The sequence below is a fragment of the Streptomyces sp. NBC_00207 genome, assembly GCF_045160965.1.
GTDB lineage: Bacteria > Actinomycetota > Actinomycetes > Streptomycetales > Streptomycetaceae > Streptomyces.
The window spans coordinates 8,701,021-8,717,449 of the sequence record NZ_CP130715.1; the positions used below are offsets into that span (position 1 = coordinate 8,701,021).

The window sequence follows — 16,429 nt, forward strand, 5'->3', positions numbered from 1 at the left end:
CGGCGGGATCTCTCACTTGGTCAGGCTGCGGGCGCGTTCGCGGCGCCGTCCGGGCGGGCCGCCCGGATGCTCTTGGGTGAGGCCCAGGTCGGGCCGATGCCCTTGCGGCGTCTGTTGACGCCCCACAGGGTGTCGTCGCCGACCGAGTAGCAGCCATGGAAGCAGCGGGTGCCGTGAGTGCGGTGACAGGTCGCCGGCAACCGGTCCGGCCCGCCCTGCTCGGCCCAGCAGGCCCCGGCGGTCGGGCCGATGCCCAGCGGCCCGAACTCGTCGAAGGCGACGGTCCGGTCCGGGCACTCGTGGAGCATGTACTCGATGCGGTCCAGCTTGGCGTCGAAGTCCGGGTCGGTGGACTCCTTCCAGGTCTTGGCGCGCTGGAAGGTGATCCCGCGGCGGGCGAGTAGGCAGCGCAGGGCCTCGCGGCCGATCCGTATCGGGCGGGCGGGGTCGTGGCGCAGGTGATCGGCGAGTTTCCGGATCGACCAGCGGGTGAAGGGCTTGCCGAGCTTGGCCGGGCGGGTGGCGGCCGTCTGGATGACGAAGTCCTCGTCGTCATCGCTGAGCAGGCGGGGACGGCCTCCCGCCCACCGAGGGTCCAGGCAGGCCAACCCGATCTCGTTGAGCTTGTGGATCACGTCCCGGACGGTGTCCTCGTCCGCCTGCACGAGCCGCAGGTCACGCCAGGGAACCCCGGTCCGAATCTTGTAGACCATCGAGTTGAGGATCTGACGGCCCTTCACCCGAGGGCGGCCAGCCGTAGCGTGTGGCAGCGGCGGCGCGGGTAACTTCCACTCGTGATCGGCAAGTTCGTGACGATGGTGCACGGGATCATGATCCCGGAAGCGTCAAGCGGCGCTTGGAAGGCGCCTGCCCCACCCCAGGAGAGCCCGCCGTGCTTGCCTACGCAGGAGAGGCGACAGGCCAGGTGTATTCGAGCTCGGGCAGCTCAAAGCCCTGCTCGAACCGGCAGACGCGCTCGTCGGTACGGAGGGCGCCATGCCGCTCGTAGAAGGCGATGGCGCGAGCATTGGCGCGCAGCACTTCCAGGTAGACCGAGCTGCCCGGGTGTTCATCGGCCGCCCACGCCAAGACGTGCGCCAGCAGCCGGCCTCCGATCCCGGACCCGGTGCGGCCCGGCCTGGCGTGCAGGTTGTCCAGCAAGAGCCGGCCATCAGATTGAGGGATCACATACGCGAAGCCTTCTATTTCGGCCGCTCCCACCATCACGAACAGCGCCGCCCCCGGGTGCGGCTCGTCAAGTCGGCCGAGCCAAAGCTCCAGGCGATTTTCGAGGAGAGGGCCGGTCAAGAAGCTGCTGGGCATGATTCCCGCATAGGCCGTACGCCAACTCTCGGCATGCAGTGCCGCAACCTCGGCCGCATCGCTCCTGCGGCCCGTTCTGATCTCCATGGGTTCCAGCCTCGCCCATGAGCAAGAGCGATGCCACATCAGGGCAGGTGAAACGGCTAACAGTGCCACTTGAAGACGGACCCTAGGGGGAGTCGGGATCGGCGACCCACCCGGCCGCCAGTACCAGGCGCGAGGTCCGGTGGACGGTCAGGAACCCGAACGGCCGGTCGAAGCGCACCTCGGCCCGGCGCGCCCGGTACCGGGGCCCCGGCCCCGCGCAGCCGACCGCGACCCCGGTGACGGCCGCGGCCTCGAAGCCCTCGGCGTGGAACCGGGCAAGGGCGGACTGCCGGGCCGAAGCGATGGCCAGCGGCTTGGAGCTGATGCCGGGGAAGTGGCCGTGGGACCCGTCAGCGGCGGTTTCCAGTCCGAACAGCCGGGCGTGGTCCAGGAGGTCGTGCTCGGACCGCACCTCGAAAGCCACCGTCTCGATGTCCAGACGGGGTTCGGGCGAGTAGGCGGCCACACTGCCGACGGCCAGTCCCGGACCGGGGCTCCCGTCCGGGAGCAGGCTCGCTCCGGTGGCGGGGAGGGCCTTGGTGACGGCGGCGATCGCGGTGGCGAGCGTGTCACCGACGGGTGCTCCGGGCTCGCCCAGCACGAGGTGGACGTCCACTCCCGCGGCGCCGACGACCTCCAGCAGGGTGATCGCACCGGACGGGCCGTGTCCCACCCGGACCCGGTCGAGCAGGGAGGTGCTCCGGACCAGCCTGCGCACGGGCCGGCCGGCCCACGGGCCCGCGGACGGCTCTCCGCAGGACTCGTGGAACGGCTGGATCCACCTCAGCCGCAGCGCGAGTGCGGAGGCGAGGACCAGCAGGGTCTCCTGGTCGAGGAGTACCGGCATGCGCTCGATCAGCCCGCCCGTCCGGTCCGACGCCCACGCGTCGAGCGTCTCGGCGTCGGCGTCCAGGTCCCCGGTCAGCGTGCCCCGGGCGCCGGCCGGGAGCCCCGCCGACCAGTCTTCCTCCAGCGGGAGTCCGGCCTTGGCCCACAGCCCGGTCGCCGCCTGCAGCCCCCGTACGCCGGCCAGTGCGGCCAGCAGCTCCCGGGCGGCCCCGGCCGCGGCCTCGGCGGGTATGCCCAGGGCGTGCGCCAGTTCGGCGCGGGCCGGACCGCCCGAGCCGTCCGCGAGCAGGGCGAGCAGCGGCCAGACCCCGGCCGCGGTGAACACGGTGCCCGTGTCCCCCGCCGGGGCCTGGGCGGCGGCCCAGCGCGTCGTCAGGCGGTTGACTGCCCGTACCGTCGAGTTCCTCATGCGGGGGAGCGTACGTGGAGGGACACCGCCGGGCCGGATGGATTTCCGCGGCCCGGCGGCGCCGGTCAGTGGCGCCGGTCAGAGGCGTCGGCGGTGACGACGTTCCGGGGTGCCGGTCAGCGCCCGCGCAGCCCGCGGTCGACGGCCGTCATCAGCTCACCGTCGGAGGTGTCCGCGTCGAGCGACCAGAACATCGCGCCGCCCAGGCCGTGTTCGCGGACGTAGGCGGTCTTGGTGCGCAGCACCTGCGGGTCGTCGTACGTCCACAGGGTGGTGCCGTCGAACAGCCAGGCATGGCCCCCGCGCCGGTCCCGGTGGACCTGGTAGGTGCCGGAGCCGGCCAGTTTCTTCAGTGCCTTGTAGTCCTCGTACCCGGCGGACCAGGTGGCGGGCGCCGGGCCCGTGGCGGGCTGTCCCATGCCGTCCCCGCCGCCGCTGACGCCGGTCCAGCCCTGCCCGTAGAAGGGCATGCCCATCACCAGCTTGTGCGCGGGCGCCCCGCGCAGCCGCCAGGCGTCCACCGTGCCGTCGACGCTGAAGTCGCCCCTGGCGTAGAGCGCGGACTGCTGGGCGGTCTTCGACTCGCCCGAGACGTGGAAGTCGTAGCCCTGGAGGGTGACGAAGTCGAGGTCGCGCATGATCCGGCGGACGTCGAAGCCCGCGTCGATCTTGGCGGGCGCGGTCGGGACGAAGGCGGTCAGCTCGTACTTCGTCTTCTTCTGCCGGCTCTTCGCGTACGCGTCGAGCTGGGTGCGGAACTCCTTGACGAGCTCCGTGAAGTTGCGCTTGTCCTCCGGCCGGAACTTCGTGTCGGTGTCGCCCGCGGAACCGGGCCACTCCCAGTCGAGGTCGATCCCGTCGAACACGCCGGCCGCCGCTCCCGCGCCGCCGCGGCTGCCGTCCTGCGGGAGATTGCCCTTGATGTAGAGGTCGATGCAGGACTCGACCAAGGCCTTGCGGGAGGCCGGCGTGAGCGCGGCGTCCGAGAAGTGGGTCGACCAGCTCCAACCCCCCAGCGAGATCAGCACCTTGAGGCCGGGGTGCCTGGCCTTGAGCTCGCGCAGCTGGTTGAAGTTGCCGGCGAGGGGCTGCTCCGGGGTGTCGGCGACCCCGTCGACGGAGTTCTCGGCGTCCAGCGGGCGGACGTAGTCGGCCCATGCGTCGGCCTCGCCGGGCACGTTCCCGGTGAAGCACGTGCCCTGCGGGCTGACGTTGCCGAACGCGTAGTTGATGTGGGTGAGCTTGCCGGCGGAACCGTTCGCCTCGAGGTCCTGGACCTGGAAGTCCCGCCCGTAGACGCCCCATTGGGTGAAGTAGCCGACCTTCTTGTACGAGCGGCCGGGTCCGCTCGCCCCGCCGCCGTCCGCACCGGCGGCGGCCGCGGGCGCGAAGGCGGTGAGCAGGGAGAGGGAGCAGGCGGCGACGGCCAGCCTGCCGAGCATGCTGCGGCGCATGGGCTTCCTTTGCGGAGGCGGGGAGTGGGCGTGAGCGCGTGCGCGGTGCATGCCGGAAACTATTGGTCTGGACCAGAGCGGTCAAGGGGGCGGCCGAAACTCGCGCGCCGGGCCCGGGAAGGCGCGCTCGTCCTCTACGGGCGCGATTCCCGGCGCGGGTCCTGCGGGAGGCTCCACTGGCCCACGTCGTCGGCGAGGCCGCCGTTGAGGGCGAACTGGACCGCCGCCAGGCCGGCGTCCTCGGGGAGCCGGAAGGTGATGAAGCCCTCCGTCGTGCCGCCGGGGTCGAGCGTGACGGTGTCGGGGAAGCTCGCGCCCGCCGTCGTGGGGACGTTGAGCCCGGTGAACCGTTGCCCGTCGCTGTCGAGGAGGTGGGCGGCCGCTGCCGGGGAGTCCCGGTAGACGGCGGTGCCGGTGTTCTCCAGCCGGAACCGGACGGCGACGAGCCGGTCGGATCCGTCGGGCGGGGGTGTGGGCACGAGCTCCGGCTTCGGCTCGGGGGCGGGCCCGGGATCGGCCGGGCCGGCCGGGTCGACCACCTGCGTGAGGGTGACGTCGAGCCGCTGGCCGGGTTCGTTCCCGGCGAGCGAGATCGTCTCGCCGGAGCCGCCGGGGGCCGCGCCCAGCAGGGCGGGGGCGAGGAGGGCGAGCGCCACGAGGGCGCCGCGGAGGCGGCCGCAGCGCCGCGTCGCGCGGTCCGGACGGCCCGGCCCCCGGCTTCGGGGCACGGACGAACCCCCCGTCGCACGGTTCACCCTGCTCACGATCCTCCGCGCCCTCGGCTCCCGCCACCCGCCACCCGCGGTCCGCCGCGCCCCGGCCCGTAGGCTGGGCGCCGGACCCCGCAAGGGCTCGGGGCAGGCCCGTGGAAGGACGGCTCGTGGAAGAACGGCTCGTGCGGTCCCTCGAATCCGGCGATCCGCTCGCCGTCGCCGTCACGGCGGCGATCCGCGGCGGCGACCTGCCGGGCCTGCGGGACCTCCTCGACGCGCACCCGGGACTCGCCTCCGCGCGGATCGTCCGGCGCGGTGCGGCGGCCGGCGAGCGCACCCTGCTGCACATCGCCACCGACTGGCCCGGCCACTACCCCCGCACGGCCGCGGTCATCCGCACACTCGTCGCCGCCGGGGCCGACCCTGGGGCCCGGTTCGCAGGGGCGCACGCCGAGACTCCGCTGCACTGGGCGGCGAGCAACGACGACGTGGCCGCCGTCGACGCCCTCGTCGCCGCCGGGGCCGACGTCAACGCCCCGGGCGCCGTCCTCGGAGGCGGTACCCCGCTCACGGACGCCTGCGGCTTCGGCCAGTGGCGGGCCGCGCGCCGGCTGCTCGCCCTCGGAGCCCGCCCCGACCTGCAGGACGCCGCCGCCCTCGGTCTGCTCGACCGGGTCGAGGAGTTCCTCGCGGCCGGCGCCGCCCCCGAGGACATCACCAGCGCCTTCTGGCAGGCCTGCCACGGCGGCCGGCTGTCCACCGCACACCGTCTGCTCTCTCACGGAGCGGACATCGACTGGATCGGCTACGACCGGCTCACCCCGCTCGACATCGCCCTGACGAGTGGGAACGCCGAGCTGATCGACTGGCTGAAGAGCTCCGGCGCCCACACCGGCCGGCGACTCGCACCCGGTTGAGCACGAAATAGAGTGGATCTCGGGGCCGAGCCGTGCCAAAGTTGGTCCCACCGAAGGGGTGTAGCTCAGCTGGTCAGAGCGCCGGTCTCCAAAACCGAAGGCCGCAGGTTCAAATCCTGCCGCCCCTGCCACACCGAACCGCAGGTTCGTGGAGAACGCCCGGACGAGAAGCCCGACTCTCGTCCGGGCGTTTCCGTTGGACGGCGGCTTCGTCTGTCCTTCTTTGCCGAGGCCCACCACGCTCGGCGTGCCGGACTCCCCGCGGCCGGGCAGGCTGGATGCATGGCCGAGCAGACGAAGGTCACCGGACCGACGGCGCCCACGGCGCGGGGAGGCGAGCCGGATGCCCAAGCGTGACGAATCGCGGCACTGGGGTCTGCCGCCACAACCGCCGGACGACCTGCTTCCTCCCGGGGACGGTCGCCCCGTGGACGCCGCTCAGCGCACGGCGATCCTCGACTGGACGGTGGGCCAGTACGTCGTGACCGGCTGGCGGGTGGAGTCGCGATCCCCGACGCAGGCGGTCCTCGTGCGCGGACAACCCGTGAACCACGTGCTCCACGCCATCCTGACCGTGTTCACCTGCCTGCTCTGGGGCGTCGTGTGGATCGCGCTGGCGATCGGAAACCGGGTCGAACGGGTGGCGCTCACCGTGGACCCCGACGGGCAGGTGCAGGTCATGCTGGGGCCCGGGTGATCCGTGGGCGCTGGCCCCGTCTACCTTCTCCTGGATGGAGAGCGTGCGGGCGATCGAGGACGAGTGGGCCGGGCTGACGTACGGGACGGTCGTCGCGGAACGGGTCCGCGAGGCCCTGGCCTGGAACCGCGCCACACCCGATGGGATCCTGGTGCGGCTGCTGGACACGACCCCGGGCCACCTGCTCTGGCGGCGTGACCTGCCCGAAGCGGTGCTGGACGCCGCCGTGGACCACCCGGAGTGGTCGGTACGCGCCCGGCTCGCCGAGACCCGGGTCCAGCGCGGGATGTCGGCAGAGCGCTGGTCCAGGCTGCTCCTGGCCGAACCGGCCGGGAGGCGGCGGTACGCCCTCCTCACGGTCGCCGTCGCTGCCGGGGCCCGGCTCACGGACGAGGCGTACGAGGCGCTCGCCGGGGATCCGTCCGGCGCGGTCCGGGAAGCCCTCCTCGAACTGCCCGCAGTGCCCGCCGCGGCGGCGGTGGCCCTGACCGCAGACCCGGTGCCCGCCGTCCGGGCGGCAGCCTGCCATGCCGCCTGGCCGGACCTCGATGCCGCGGCCCGGGCGCGGCTGGCCGCGGACCCGGTCGAACGGGTGCGGGTGGCGGCGGTGGCGGCCCGGCACGAAGAGGAGCCGATCACCGAGGCGGACTTCGAGGCCGTGAGCACCGCCCATGACATCGCCGCCCTCCGGCTGGACCGGGACCTCGCCGCACGCCTGTGCGCCGAAGCGGGCCCGGACGTGCGCAGGCGCCTCGCCGGCAACCCCCACCTGGACCCGGACCTGGTCGCGCTCCTCGCCGCCGACCCGCAGGCCGACGTACGCCTTGCGGTGTCCCTGAGACCCGAGCTGACGGAGGAGCAGCGGGCAGCCGTGGAGGTGGACATCGACCCGAGGCGGATGCGGAACACGATCCCGTGGGTGGTTGCGCTGCACGAGGACGAGGAGGCCATGCGCCGCCTCGCGGCCTCCGGCCACCTGCTGCTGCGCAGCAGTGTCGCGACGGCCCGGCGGCTGCCGCCGGACGTGGTGGAACGGCTGGCCCGCGACGAGGACCGGGTCGTACGGCTCTTCCTCGCCGAGCGGTGCGACGACGCGCCGGCGGACATGCTCCTGGAGGTGTGGCAGTGGTGGAAGGGCAGCCTCTCCACCCCCGACCGGCCCTACGGGCACCCGAACTTCCCGCGGCGCGACCTGCTCCGCTACGCCGAGGACCCGCATCCGCGGCTGAGGCAACTGGCGCTCGACGACCCGGACTCGACTTCCGGGCTGGTGGAACGGTTCAGCCGCGACGAGGACGCGGAGGTCCGGCAGCGCGCCGCGGCCGACCCCCGGCTGTCGGCGGACTCCGCGGTACGGATGCTCGACGACCCGGACAGCGGCGTACGTGCGACGGCGGCCCGGCATCCGCGGCTGCCCGTTCCGGTCCTGATCGGGCTGCTCGGTGAGGAGGAGACGGCGGAGGCGGCGGCGCGGAACCCGGCGCTGCCGGTGGCGGTCATGGAACGGATGACCGCCACCGGTTCATGAGACGGGTGTGGGGGTGGTCGGGTGTGCGTGATCGGGGGCGGCGGCCGGATCAGCCGGTCGTGCCCGGCTCCTGGTAGCCGTACGGGCGCGTGATGATCTCCATCCCGTGCCCCGCCGGGTCCGTGAAGTAGACCCCGCGGCCCCCGTCGTTGTGGTTGATCTCCCCGGGGTGCTTGCCGTGCGGGTCCGCGAAGTACGGGACGCCCGCCGACCGGATCTTCTCGAATGCCGCGTCGAACTCCTCCTCGGAGAGGAGGAACGCGTAGTGCTGCGGGGTGATGGACTCGGCCGGGATGGTCGCGAAGTCCAGGGTGACGCCGTTGCTGGTCTCGACGGGGATGAAGGGTCCCCACTCGCTGCCGACCTCGAGGCCGAGGACGTGTGCCAGGAATGTGGCGGACTCCCGGTTGTCACGGGAGTGGATGATCGTGTGGTTCAGCTGTACGGACATGAGTGAATGCCTCCGAAAGGCACGTCACGGGCGCCTCCATGCCTCACCCAGCCGGTGACCGACACGCGATGCCGTGATCACGATCCTAGGCACCCCGTCCGGACGAAGTCCACCCCTGCCCGTCGCCTCGCGCCTCCCCTCCACCCCTGCCCCGCCGGGCTCAGGAACCCCCGTACACGGCCTTGACGTTGTCCTGGGCCGGGTGCGAGCGGCCGGCCGGGCCCGCCGCGAAGACCCGCAGGAGGTTCTCGGTCACCCGGGTGGTCAGCGCCCCGGACCGTGCGTCCAGTCCGTGGTTGCCGCCGCTGCGGCCGTCGCCCTTCGCATCCAGGGCCTCCACCCACCGCATCGTGCCGGTCGCGAACACGCCCGCACCGCTCGCCACCGTGTAGTACGCCGTGTCCTGGTGGCTGGGGCGGCCCTCGCACACCACGGGTGAATGGGCCAGTATCTCGATCGGCCGGGGATTCGGGAAAGCGGTGTTGACCTTGTCGTACTCCACCCCGACCAGGTGCTCGAAGCGGTCGCCGGACCGCGCGCCGGTGCCCTCGAACAGCCAGTGGCCCGGGTTGGTCACCACGTACGGGGCGTCAACCGGATAGCCGTCGTAGATCACGCCGAGCAACGAGCTCTCCGGGTCGGCCCCGGGCGCCGAACGGAAGTCCACTGTCGCCGGATGGCCCCGCTTGAACCCCGGGTCCTGGTCGTAGGAGGACTTGTAGCAGACCAGCGTGCGGTCCGGGCCCAGGTCGGAGGCCTCCAGCCGGATGCGGCGGAAACAGCAGTTCGCGCCCAGGATCGCGATGTTGGTCCCCGCGTCGCGGGCGGCCGTGAAGTGGGCCCGCTGCTCCGGAGACCAGTACTCGTCGTGCCCGAGCGAGAGCACCGCCGCCGCCCCCTCCAGCAGCCGCTTCTCCCGTGCCACGTCGGTGGTGGTCGCGTAGGCGAGGGGTATGCCGAGCCGCTCGGCCAGCGCGACCAGCGGAGCCTCGTACACCAGGAACAGGCCCGCGCCGTCGTCGTACTCGTACGGCCGGTCGAAGGTCACGGAGAGCGAACGCGAGGCGTAGCCGCCGGTGGGACCGTCGTAGCTGCCGTAGCCGCCCCACCGGTTGTACGCCTGCCAGGTGGCCACCGCGTTGACCACGACCGTACGCCCGGCCGTCGCCGCGGACCGCACGGTCACCGGCACGAAGCGCTGCCCCTCGCCGCCCTGTGCGTCCAGCCGCAGCAGGTAGCAGCCCTCGGGCCAGTCCTTCGTCTCGACCGTCGTGGTACGGGCCCACCGCGTGCGGACCATCCGGGTGCCCGGGTCCACGGTGTGCTCCGGCTGGCGCACCCCCGGCAAGGCCTCGGAACGCCACACCAGCCGGGCCCGGGCCCCGCCGTACCAGCCCATCCGGTAGGCGGAGACGGTGAACCGGGGAGCGGTGGTCGACACGTGCAGACCGAAGGACTCGCCGGGCAGGACGCTGACCTTGTCCGCGAAGCCCTCGATGGCACGCGCCGGACCGGCCTTGGTCACCGGCCAGTCGGCATGGCCCTGCTTCGCGTTCTCGGCCTTGACGTCGAAACCGTGCGCACCCGCCGCAGACGGCTTCCCGCCCGGCGCCGCGGGGCCGCCGGCCCGTTCCCCGCCCTGCCCGCCGGCACCGCCGTCCCCGCCCGCGCAGCCCGCCACGGCACCGAGCCCCGCAGCCGTGGCGGCCCCCGTCGCGATGGCGAGGAACCGCCGCCTGCCTGCGCCTTCGCCGTCACCGGCCGGCCCGGCTATGTGCTCCTGATCCATGGTGGGCACGTTATGTCACCCTTGGGCCCCCACCCTCACCACCCCCTCCCGCCCCTCCTGGCCTACGCTGACCTCCTGTCGTTTTGGGCACCAACCGACCCTGGGGGAAAGCGATATGACGTACAGCGACGTCCACGAACCCGGTACCGTCCGGCAGCTGTGGCAGCTGCTCGAACCCGTGCACGCCATCGTCTACTTCGCACCCGAGGCCTACGAGGAGGCCGGCGCGCTCGGCTACGCCACCGACGACCGGTGGCCCATGTACTTCGCTTTCCGGGCCGCCCCTCTCGGCCCGGCCGAAGCGGAACTCGTGAACGCCCTCTTCTTCAGCTTCAGCCCCGCCATGGTGGAGCGGTACCTCGCGCAGACCTGGCACACCGCCCCGCCGGCCCGGGTGCTCACAGCCCGGGCCGTCGCCGCGGACCGCTCCCTGCGGACCCTCCTCGGTGAGCGGACCGCCTCCCCGGACCTGGCCGAGGCGGCGCGGCTCGCCCGGCGCGCCGCCGAGGCCGCCGTCACGGCGGGCCGCCCGCTCGGCGCCGCCAACGCCGCCCTGCCCTGGCCCGACGCCCCGCACGCCGTGCTCTGGCACGCGGCGACGATCCTGCGCGAGCACCGCGGGGACGGCCACCTCGCCGCCCTCCAGGCCCACCACCTCGACCCGGTCGAGTCGCTGGTCCTGCACTCCGGTGCCGGAGCCGCCCCGGCCGAATGGTTCGAGAGCCGTCAGTGGTCCGCCGAGGAGTGGAACGCCGGCCGCGACCGGCTCGCCGCCCGGAACCTGCTGGCCGCGGACGGCGCGGCCACCGAAGCCGGACTGGCGGTACGCACCGCCGTCGAGAAGCTCACCGACGAACTCGCCTCGGCCCCCTGGTCGGCGCTGAGCCCCCGGGAAGTGGCCCGGCTCGCGGAACTCCTCCTCCCGCCGGTCCTCGACATCGTCGGCGCCGGGATCCTCCCGACCCAGAGCACCCTGGGCATCGGCATGAAGTACGACTACGAGGGCTGATCCACCACCCGCTCCTCCGTCCGCTCAGTCCACGTGCCCGCGGTAGCGCTCGACCACCTTCCGCAGCACTTCCGCACCGTCCCGGGCCCACAGAGCCGGGCTGAAGATCTCCACCTCCACCGGCCCCCGGTAGCCGGCCGCGTCGGCCGGCTGCCGGAAGCCCCGCAGGCCGACGGATCCGTCGCCGAGCTGCCCGCGCCCCAGCAGCACGCCCTCGGGCAGCGGAGTCACCCAGTCGGCCACATGGACGGACACGATGCGCCCGGCGGCGACCGTCGCGGGTGTGGTCCGGCTACGGCGCCCGCCGACGTCACAGCTGCGCGGCGATCAGATCCAGGTCCCCCCGGGTGAAGCCCGGACCGTCGGAGCCGTCCGGCGCGAACGACTCGATGACGGCCTGGAGGACGGGCGCCGCGTCCGTGCCGCCGACGTCGGTGAACTGCACGTTGTAGAACACGAGCCGGCCGCCGACGTCCTCGTTGGAGATCTCGAGGACCTCGTCGAGCCAGTCGGCCGTCTTGGCCACGTTGCCCAGGGAGCGGTCCAGTTCGCGCAGACAGCTCAGGCCGATGCCCGGCAGCAGGGTCGCGGCGAGCGCCGTGGCGTCGGCGAAGGTGCGCACGTCGGGCCAGAAGGTGTTGATGGGCCGGGGTCGGGACGCGTTCGTGAAGTCGAAGAACGTGAGCGTGTGGCGCACGCACACGTGGTGGATGTTCTCCTCGGCCGCCGTCAGCGTCAGAGTCACCTGCCGTCCGCCCACGGTGGCGTGGACCGTGGCGGCCGCAGCCGCCGTCGCCGAATCGGCGTACGCCGCAATCGACGGTGCGTTCGACCGGGCCTCGGCGAAGAGGCGCCGACCCTGCTCGGGCGTCGGGAACGGCGTCAGCCCCTTGCGCAGGTTCTGCTTGGTCTTGGAGTCGTACACCCACTGCTCGCGCAGGGGCGGGTACAGCACCCGCTCGTCACGGTCGACCCGTTCGGCGGCGGTGTGCGCGGTCCGCAGGTGCCGGTGCAGGGTGGTCCACAGCGCGGCGTCGTACACGCCGCGTCCGCCGTCCGCCTCGGCGGCGGCCAGCCAGGCCGTCTCCAGCTCCTTGAGCGCGAGCGACACGGCGTCCAGCCGGCGGGTGCCGGGAGCGCCCGGCACGGGCTCGGTGTCGGGGTCGAAGTTCATGCCCGGGTCATTGGCAGGGCTCTGCGGCCCCAGCGACACCATCAGCGGGAGGTTCCACAGCAAGCGGTGCGGGTTGGGACTGCCGCCGGGCCCTGCCATGGCCACGGCCTCGGCGACGTCCTCGCCGGCCACGGCCCAGCACAGGTTCCAGAACGCCCGCGCCGCCCCTTGGAGCTGTGAGTTCTTCGAGTTCCAGGCGGGGGTGACCTGTTCGGCGATCGAGCTGAGACGCTCCTTGGAAATCTTGTGGTGCAGTGCGCCGGTCTTCCACTCGGCGGGTAACGCGTAGGCCTGCTTGCCGTCGTTCAGCGGCTTGACGGCCCACTTGGTCTTGTCCGGGATCTCGCGGGCGCTGCTCGGCGGTGGCGCCGGCCTGCCGGCGGCTGGAGAGGTCGTCATGGCACTCCCTTCGCGGCCCGCCGAGCGCGGACCGCGCTCATCTTCGGCTCCCCGGAGAGCGGCCGTCCACCGGTTCCGGCGCATTGGGAAGGGCGGAGACGACAGGCACCGCAAGGGCTGCCACTACCGCCCCGTACGCACCAGCCGACACGCTCGGTGACGATCCGTGAGGCATGTCGCGCGCCGCAAAAACCACGGGCCGCCCCTGCAGGCCGCCCGCTACGATCGGCGCCTCACCCCCTCACCTGATCACGGCGGTTCCACGGAGGCACCGATGGCCCTGGCCCCTGCGCGGACACCCGCCCACCCCGAACGGCTGGAGCGCGGGCACCCGTTCCGCCAGTGGAAGACCTGGCGCATACCCGGTACCGAGCTCACCCTCACCGGGTACTCGCGCGCCAACGACAAGACGTTCTTCCACATCCCGGAGTTGCGCTGCGCGCTCGACGCCGGCCTGGCGGAAGGGCGTCAGCCGGAGACCGTCTTCCTCACGCACACCCACCACGACCACTCCAAGGACCTCGACTACCTCGCCGCCCGGCCCGACGGTGTCGACATCCACCTGCCCGTCGCGTCGACGCCCTACGTGGAGACTTTCCTGCGGGCCTCCGCCGAACTGAACCACGGCCCTGCCTACGACCCTTCGCTCGCCGCGGGATGCCGGCTGCACGGGGTGCGCGGTGGCGACGAGTTCACCTTCGGACGCCGCGGCCACCACGTGCGGGTGGTGGAGTGCGTCCACAAGGTGCCGTGCGTGGGGTACGCGTTCTCGGAGCCCCGCAAGGCGCTGCTCCCCGAGTACGAGGAACTGCGGCGCGGCCTCGCGGAGCAGGGCCGGGGTGCGGAGTTCGGCCGTATCCTCGCGCAGCGCCGCAAGGAGGGCACCGAAGTCGAACGAGAGGTGCTCAGGCCGTTGTTCGCCTTCCTGGGGGACACCCACGTGAGCGTCTTCGAGGACAACCCGTGGCTGTTCGAGTACCCGGTGATCATCACCGAGTGCACGTTCCTCGACGATGCCGAGCTGGCCCGGGCCGACCGCGTCGGACACACCGTGTGGAGCCGGCTGAAGCCCGTCGTCGAGGCCCACCCGGACACCCTCTTCGTCCTCACCCACTTCAGCCTGCGCCATTCGGACCAGCAGGTGCTCGACTTCTTCCGCGACGAGCGGCCCGACAACGTGCTGCTGTGGGCACACCCGGAGAGCCGACTGCCCGAACAGCACCAGCAGGGCTGACGGGCCCGCCGGACCCGGGGCCGGCCGATGCAGTTGCTGCAACGACCGAGCCGCTGATGCCCAGGAGTCAAGCCGTCTTGTCCTGGGCGGACTCTCGGTGCCAGCGCAGTTCCGTCACTGCTTCCGAGGCGTCCTGGCGCACCTCGGAGTGGGGGTGGTGGAGGAACCGTTCGACGATGGGCAGCGCCGCCTGGTCGTGAGTGCAGCCGAGGATGCTCAGGACGTAGCCGAGGAGCACGGGTTCGAAGCCATCCACTCCGGCAGCAAGCGGCTCCACCACTCGGTAGGGAAGTTCGTAGTGCGTGGAGGCCGTGCAGACTGCGTGCAGCGCAGACTCCTGCACTGCGTAGCCGTCGTCGGAGAGCGCGACGGCGACGAGGCGCTCGACGGCCCGCTCGGCGTCGCTCTGTGCCAGACGGCCCGTCTCCAGGACGTCGCTGACGAGATCGAGGCAGAGGTCCCGGCGGCCCGTATCGGGGCTGTTGAGCTCTTCCCAGGCCGATTCGATCAATGCCGTCAGGCCCTGCTGTTTGTCCACGCCCAGAGCATAGGAGACGGTCGCGGCCTGGTCTCACGGATAAATGACGAGGTCAGGGTTTTGCCAGGGCTTGCGTTCCCTCCGGCGCCGGCCGACCGGCCCTGCGACTGCTCTCCGCCTTCGAGCGTGGGTCGTGGTCCCACCGGCCGGGCTGGACCGTGTCGCGTCTGGCGCGGGTCCTCGGCACGGGCCGGCGGTTCGGCTTCTCGATCGCGCGTGGGCGATCCCGGCCGCGGCGGGCTGGGAGGAGGCGGCCGCGTGCTCCCCGCCGGCGGCTTGGTCGAGCATGCGGATCGGGATGCGGCCTCTTGCGAAGGCGTCGTTGACGTCGGGTACCGAGTCGACGTGGCCGCCGAACCGGCGGCGCGGGAGCAGGCCGCTGGGAACAGCGCCGCGATCGGGGGATGAGCATGGCGCTCTCCTCCAGTCGTCGGTGGGCAGGGCTGCGCCCCCCCGATGTGGCGCGGTCGCGGCGTGTCCCGCGGCGCGTGCGGCCTCTTCAGGGAGCTGCTGCAAGCGCCGCCCGGGGGTGGGCTGCGGGGTCCGTCCCCGTGTCCGATGGATCAAAAGGCGTTCTCAACCTTTCGACGGCGGCGTTGCTCAGAGACGGGTGACGTACGACCCACGACCGGACCGTACGGATCCACTCATCACCGCCACCGAAGGGACCGTTCAAACGATGACCCGCACACTGCTCGCCCTGACCGGCGGCCTCGCCGCCCTGACACTTGCCATCGGGCCCGCGCCGGGCCCCTGGGTCACCGAGGAGTTCCCGGCCGGCAACGCCCGGCTGCTCGACGTCGAGCGCATCGACGCCGACACCACGTGGACGGCGGGCTTCCGCAGATCCGGCGAAGGCAAGCAGGAGTCCCTCCGTCCCGTCCTGTTCGGCCGGGAGGACTCCTCGCACCGCTGGAAGCAGATACCCACCCCGCTGGACGGCGTCCGGACCCGCATCAACGCGATCGGCGCGAGCCCGGAGGGCGACGCCTGGCTGGTGGGGGACGCCGACGAGGCCACGCGCACGATCCACACCGCGCACCATGACGACACCGGCTGGAAGCCTGCGCCTGCACCCTTGCCCGAGGGCACGGTGAGCGGCGGTTTCCTCGGGGTGGCCGCCGCTGGCCACGACGATGCGTGGGCGGTTGGCTGGAGCCAGCCCGAGGGTTCGCTCCTCACCTTCCACGGACTGATCGAGCACTGGGACGGCGTGGCTTGGCGACGGGCGGCGCCGCCCGCGCTCGACGCCGACTACTGGACGCTGTGGGGCATCACGGCGAGCGCCCCGCACGACGTCTGGGCCGCCGGCGCCATAGGGACGCCGGAAGGGATCCGCCCTCTGCTGCTGCACTACGACGGCACATCCTGGGCCCGGCAGTCCGCACCCGAACTTGATTCCCTGACAGGAGAGTTCACCGCGATGGCTTCGAACGGGCCGAACGACGTGTGGGCCGTCGGCCGCGTCGAGCGCGGTGCGACCGGCAGGGACCACGGTCTGGTCGCCCACTTCGACGGCACCCGGTGGAGCGTGGTCGACGCCCCCGTAGGCCAGGGGCGGCTCTACGGCGTCACCGCCGCACGCGGCGCGGTCGCCGTGGTGGGTGCCGAGAACAGCAGCAGGCCCATCGGGGCGCGACTGCAGTACGGCCGCTGGCAGGCGCTACGCCTCCCGGAGATGGGCACGCAGAGCACGGCGCCCGTCGGCATCGCCACCACCGGCCGGGCCCTCACCATCGTCGGACTGACCACGAACGCGCCGGCCGCCGGAGAGGAGGACCCCGGGACGCTCCCCTTCGCGATCAGGGGATTCTGAGCCTGCCGCCTGCCGCCTGCCGCCTGCCGCCTGCCGCCTGCC

The 16,429-nt window shown here is 72.6% G+C and carries 14 protein-coding genes, 1 tRNA gene and 2 pseudogenes; 7 read left to right on the top strand and 10 right to left on the bottom strand.

Features of this window, described 5'->3' with window-relative positions; all coding sequences use genetic code 11:
* Positions 1 to 41 precede the first annotated feature (41 nt).
* The 5 genes and pseudogenes from OG472_RS40180 to OG472_RS40200 all read right to left on the bottom strand — a co-directional run.
* A pseudogene (locus tag OG472_RS40180) lies at positions 42 to 824 on the bottom strand (helix-turn-helix domain-containing protein); the annotation flags it as partial.
* 76 nt (positions 825 to 900) lie between these two features.
* Entirely contained in the window at positions 901 to 1,410 is a 510-nt protein-coding gene (locus OG472_RS40185) for a GNAT family N-acetyltransferase (RefSeq protein ID WP_405942877.1), read from the bottom strand.
* An 82-nt stretch (positions 1,411 to 1,492) separates the two neighbouring features.
* Positions 1,493 to 2,668: a serpin family protein gene (locus tag OG472_RS40190; RefSeq protein WP_405942878.1), complete on the bottom strand. Its 1,176-nt coding sequence runs from the start codon at positions 2,666 to 2,668 to the stop codon at positions 1,493 to 1,495.
* A gap of 116 nt (positions 2,669 to 2,784) precedes the next feature.
* Positions 2,785 to 4,122 (bottom strand): glycoside hydrolase family 18 protein, encoded by a 1,338-nt coding sequence (locus OG472_RS40195; protein ID WP_405942879.1) that lies wholly within the window; start codon positions 4,120 to 4,122, stop codon positions 2,785 to 2,787.
* 134 nt (positions 4,123 to 4,256) lie between these two features.
* Positions 4,257 to 4,850 (bottom strand): hypothetical protein, encoded by a 594-nt coding sequence (locus tag OG472_RS40200; protein ID WP_405834150.1) that lies wholly within the window; start codon positions 4,848 to 4,850, stop codon positions 4,257 to 4,259.
* 152 nt (positions 4,851 to 5,002) lie between these two features.
* Between OG472_RS40200 and OG472_RS40205 the strand changes: the two genes are divergently transcribed.
* The 4 genes from OG472_RS40205 to OG472_RS40220 all read left to right on the top strand — a co-directional run bounded on the left by OG472_RS40205 (position 5,003) and on the right by OG472_RS40220 (position 7,977).
* Positions 5,003 to 5,752, top strand: coding sequence for an ankyrin repeat domain-containing protein (locus OG472_RS40205; protein WP_405942880.1), 750 nt, complete (start codon positions 5,003 to 5,005; stop codon positions 5,750 to 5,752).
* 54 nt (positions 5,753 to 5,806) lie between these two features.
* Positions 5,807 to 5,883 (top strand) — tRNA-Trp (locus OG472_RS40210).
* 296 nt (positions 5,884 to 6,179) lie between these two features.
* On the top strand, positions 6,180 to 6,449 hold the full coding sequence (locus OG472_RS40215; RefSeq protein ID WP_401610797.1) for a hypothetical protein: 270 nt from the start codon (positions 6,180 to 6,182) through the stop codon (positions 6,447 to 6,449).
* 34 nt (positions 6,450 to 6,483) lie between these two features.
* A complete protein-coding gene (locus OG472_RS40220; protein ID WP_405942881.1) occupies positions 6,484 to 7,977 on the top strand; it encodes a PE-PGRS family protein in 1,494 nt (497 codons plus the stop codon).
* Positions 7,978 to 8,026: 49 nt separating this feature from the next.
* Here the strand turns inward: OG472_RS40220 and OG472_RS40225 are convergent, their stop codons facing one another.
* Together OG472_RS40225 and OG472_RS40230 are read right to left on the bottom strand one after the other, a co-directional pair.
* A complete protein-coding gene (locus OG472_RS40225) occupies positions 8,027 to 8,428 on the bottom strand; it encodes a VOC family protein (protein WP_401610799.1) in 402 nt (133 codons plus the stop codon).
* A gap of 160 nt (positions 8,429 to 8,588) precedes the next feature.
* Positions 8,589 to 10,217, bottom strand: coding sequence for a N,N-dimethylformamidase beta subunit family domain-containing protein (locus OG472_RS40230; protein ID WP_405942882.1), 1,629 nt, complete (start codon positions 10,215 to 10,217; stop codon positions 8,589 to 8,591).
* 115 nt (positions 10,218 to 10,332) lie between these two features.
* On the opposite strand from OG472_RS40230, the gene OG472_RS40235 reads away from it, so the two are divergent.
* The gene (locus tag OG472_RS40235) at positions 10,333 to 11,226 is read left to right on the top strand and encodes an SCO6745 family protein (RefSeq protein ID WP_405834157.1); all 894 of its coding nucleotides are present in this window, start codon (positions 10,333 to 10,335) and stop codon (positions 11,224 to 11,226) included.
* Between the two features lie 24 nt (positions 11,227 to 11,250).
* On the opposite strand, the pseudogene OG472_RS40240 reads toward OG472_RS40235, so the two are convergent.
* A pseudogene (locus OG472_RS40240) lies at positions 11,251 to 11,496 on the bottom strand (TIM barrel protein); the annotation flags it as partial.
* Positions 11,497 to 11,536: 40 nt separating this feature from the next.
* Positions 11,537 to 12,799 (bottom strand): hypothetical protein, encoded by a 1,263-nt coding sequence (locus OG472_RS40245; protein WP_405942883.1) that lies wholly within the window; start codon positions 12,797 to 12,799, stop codon positions 11,537 to 11,539.
* Between the two features lie 274 nt (positions 12,800 to 13,073).
* Between OG472_RS40245 and OG472_RS40250 the strand changes: the two genes are divergently transcribed.
* Entirely contained in the window at positions 13,074 to 14,033 is a 960-nt protein-coding gene (locus tag OG472_RS40250) for an MBL fold metallo-hydrolase (protein ID WP_405942884.1), read from the top strand.
* 67 nt (positions 14,034 to 14,100) lie between these two features.
* Here OG472_RS40250 and OG472_RS40255 read toward each other — a convergent pair whose 3' ends face one another.
* Positions 14,101 to 14,571, bottom strand: a complete 471-nt coding sequence (locus tag OG472_RS40255; protein ID WP_405942885.1) for a hypothetical protein — start codon at positions 14,569 to 14,571, stop codon at positions 14,101 to 14,103.
* Positions 14,572 to 15,250: 679 nt separating this feature from the next.
* Here OG472_RS40255 and OG472_RS40260 point away from each other — a divergent pair.
* On the top strand, positions 15,251 to 16,387 hold the full coding sequence (locus tag OG472_RS40260; RefSeq protein ID WP_405942886.1) for a hypothetical protein: 1,137 nt from the start codon (positions 15,251 to 15,253) through the stop codon (positions 16,385 to 16,387).
* Positions 16,388 to 16,429 lie beyond the last annotated feature (42 nt).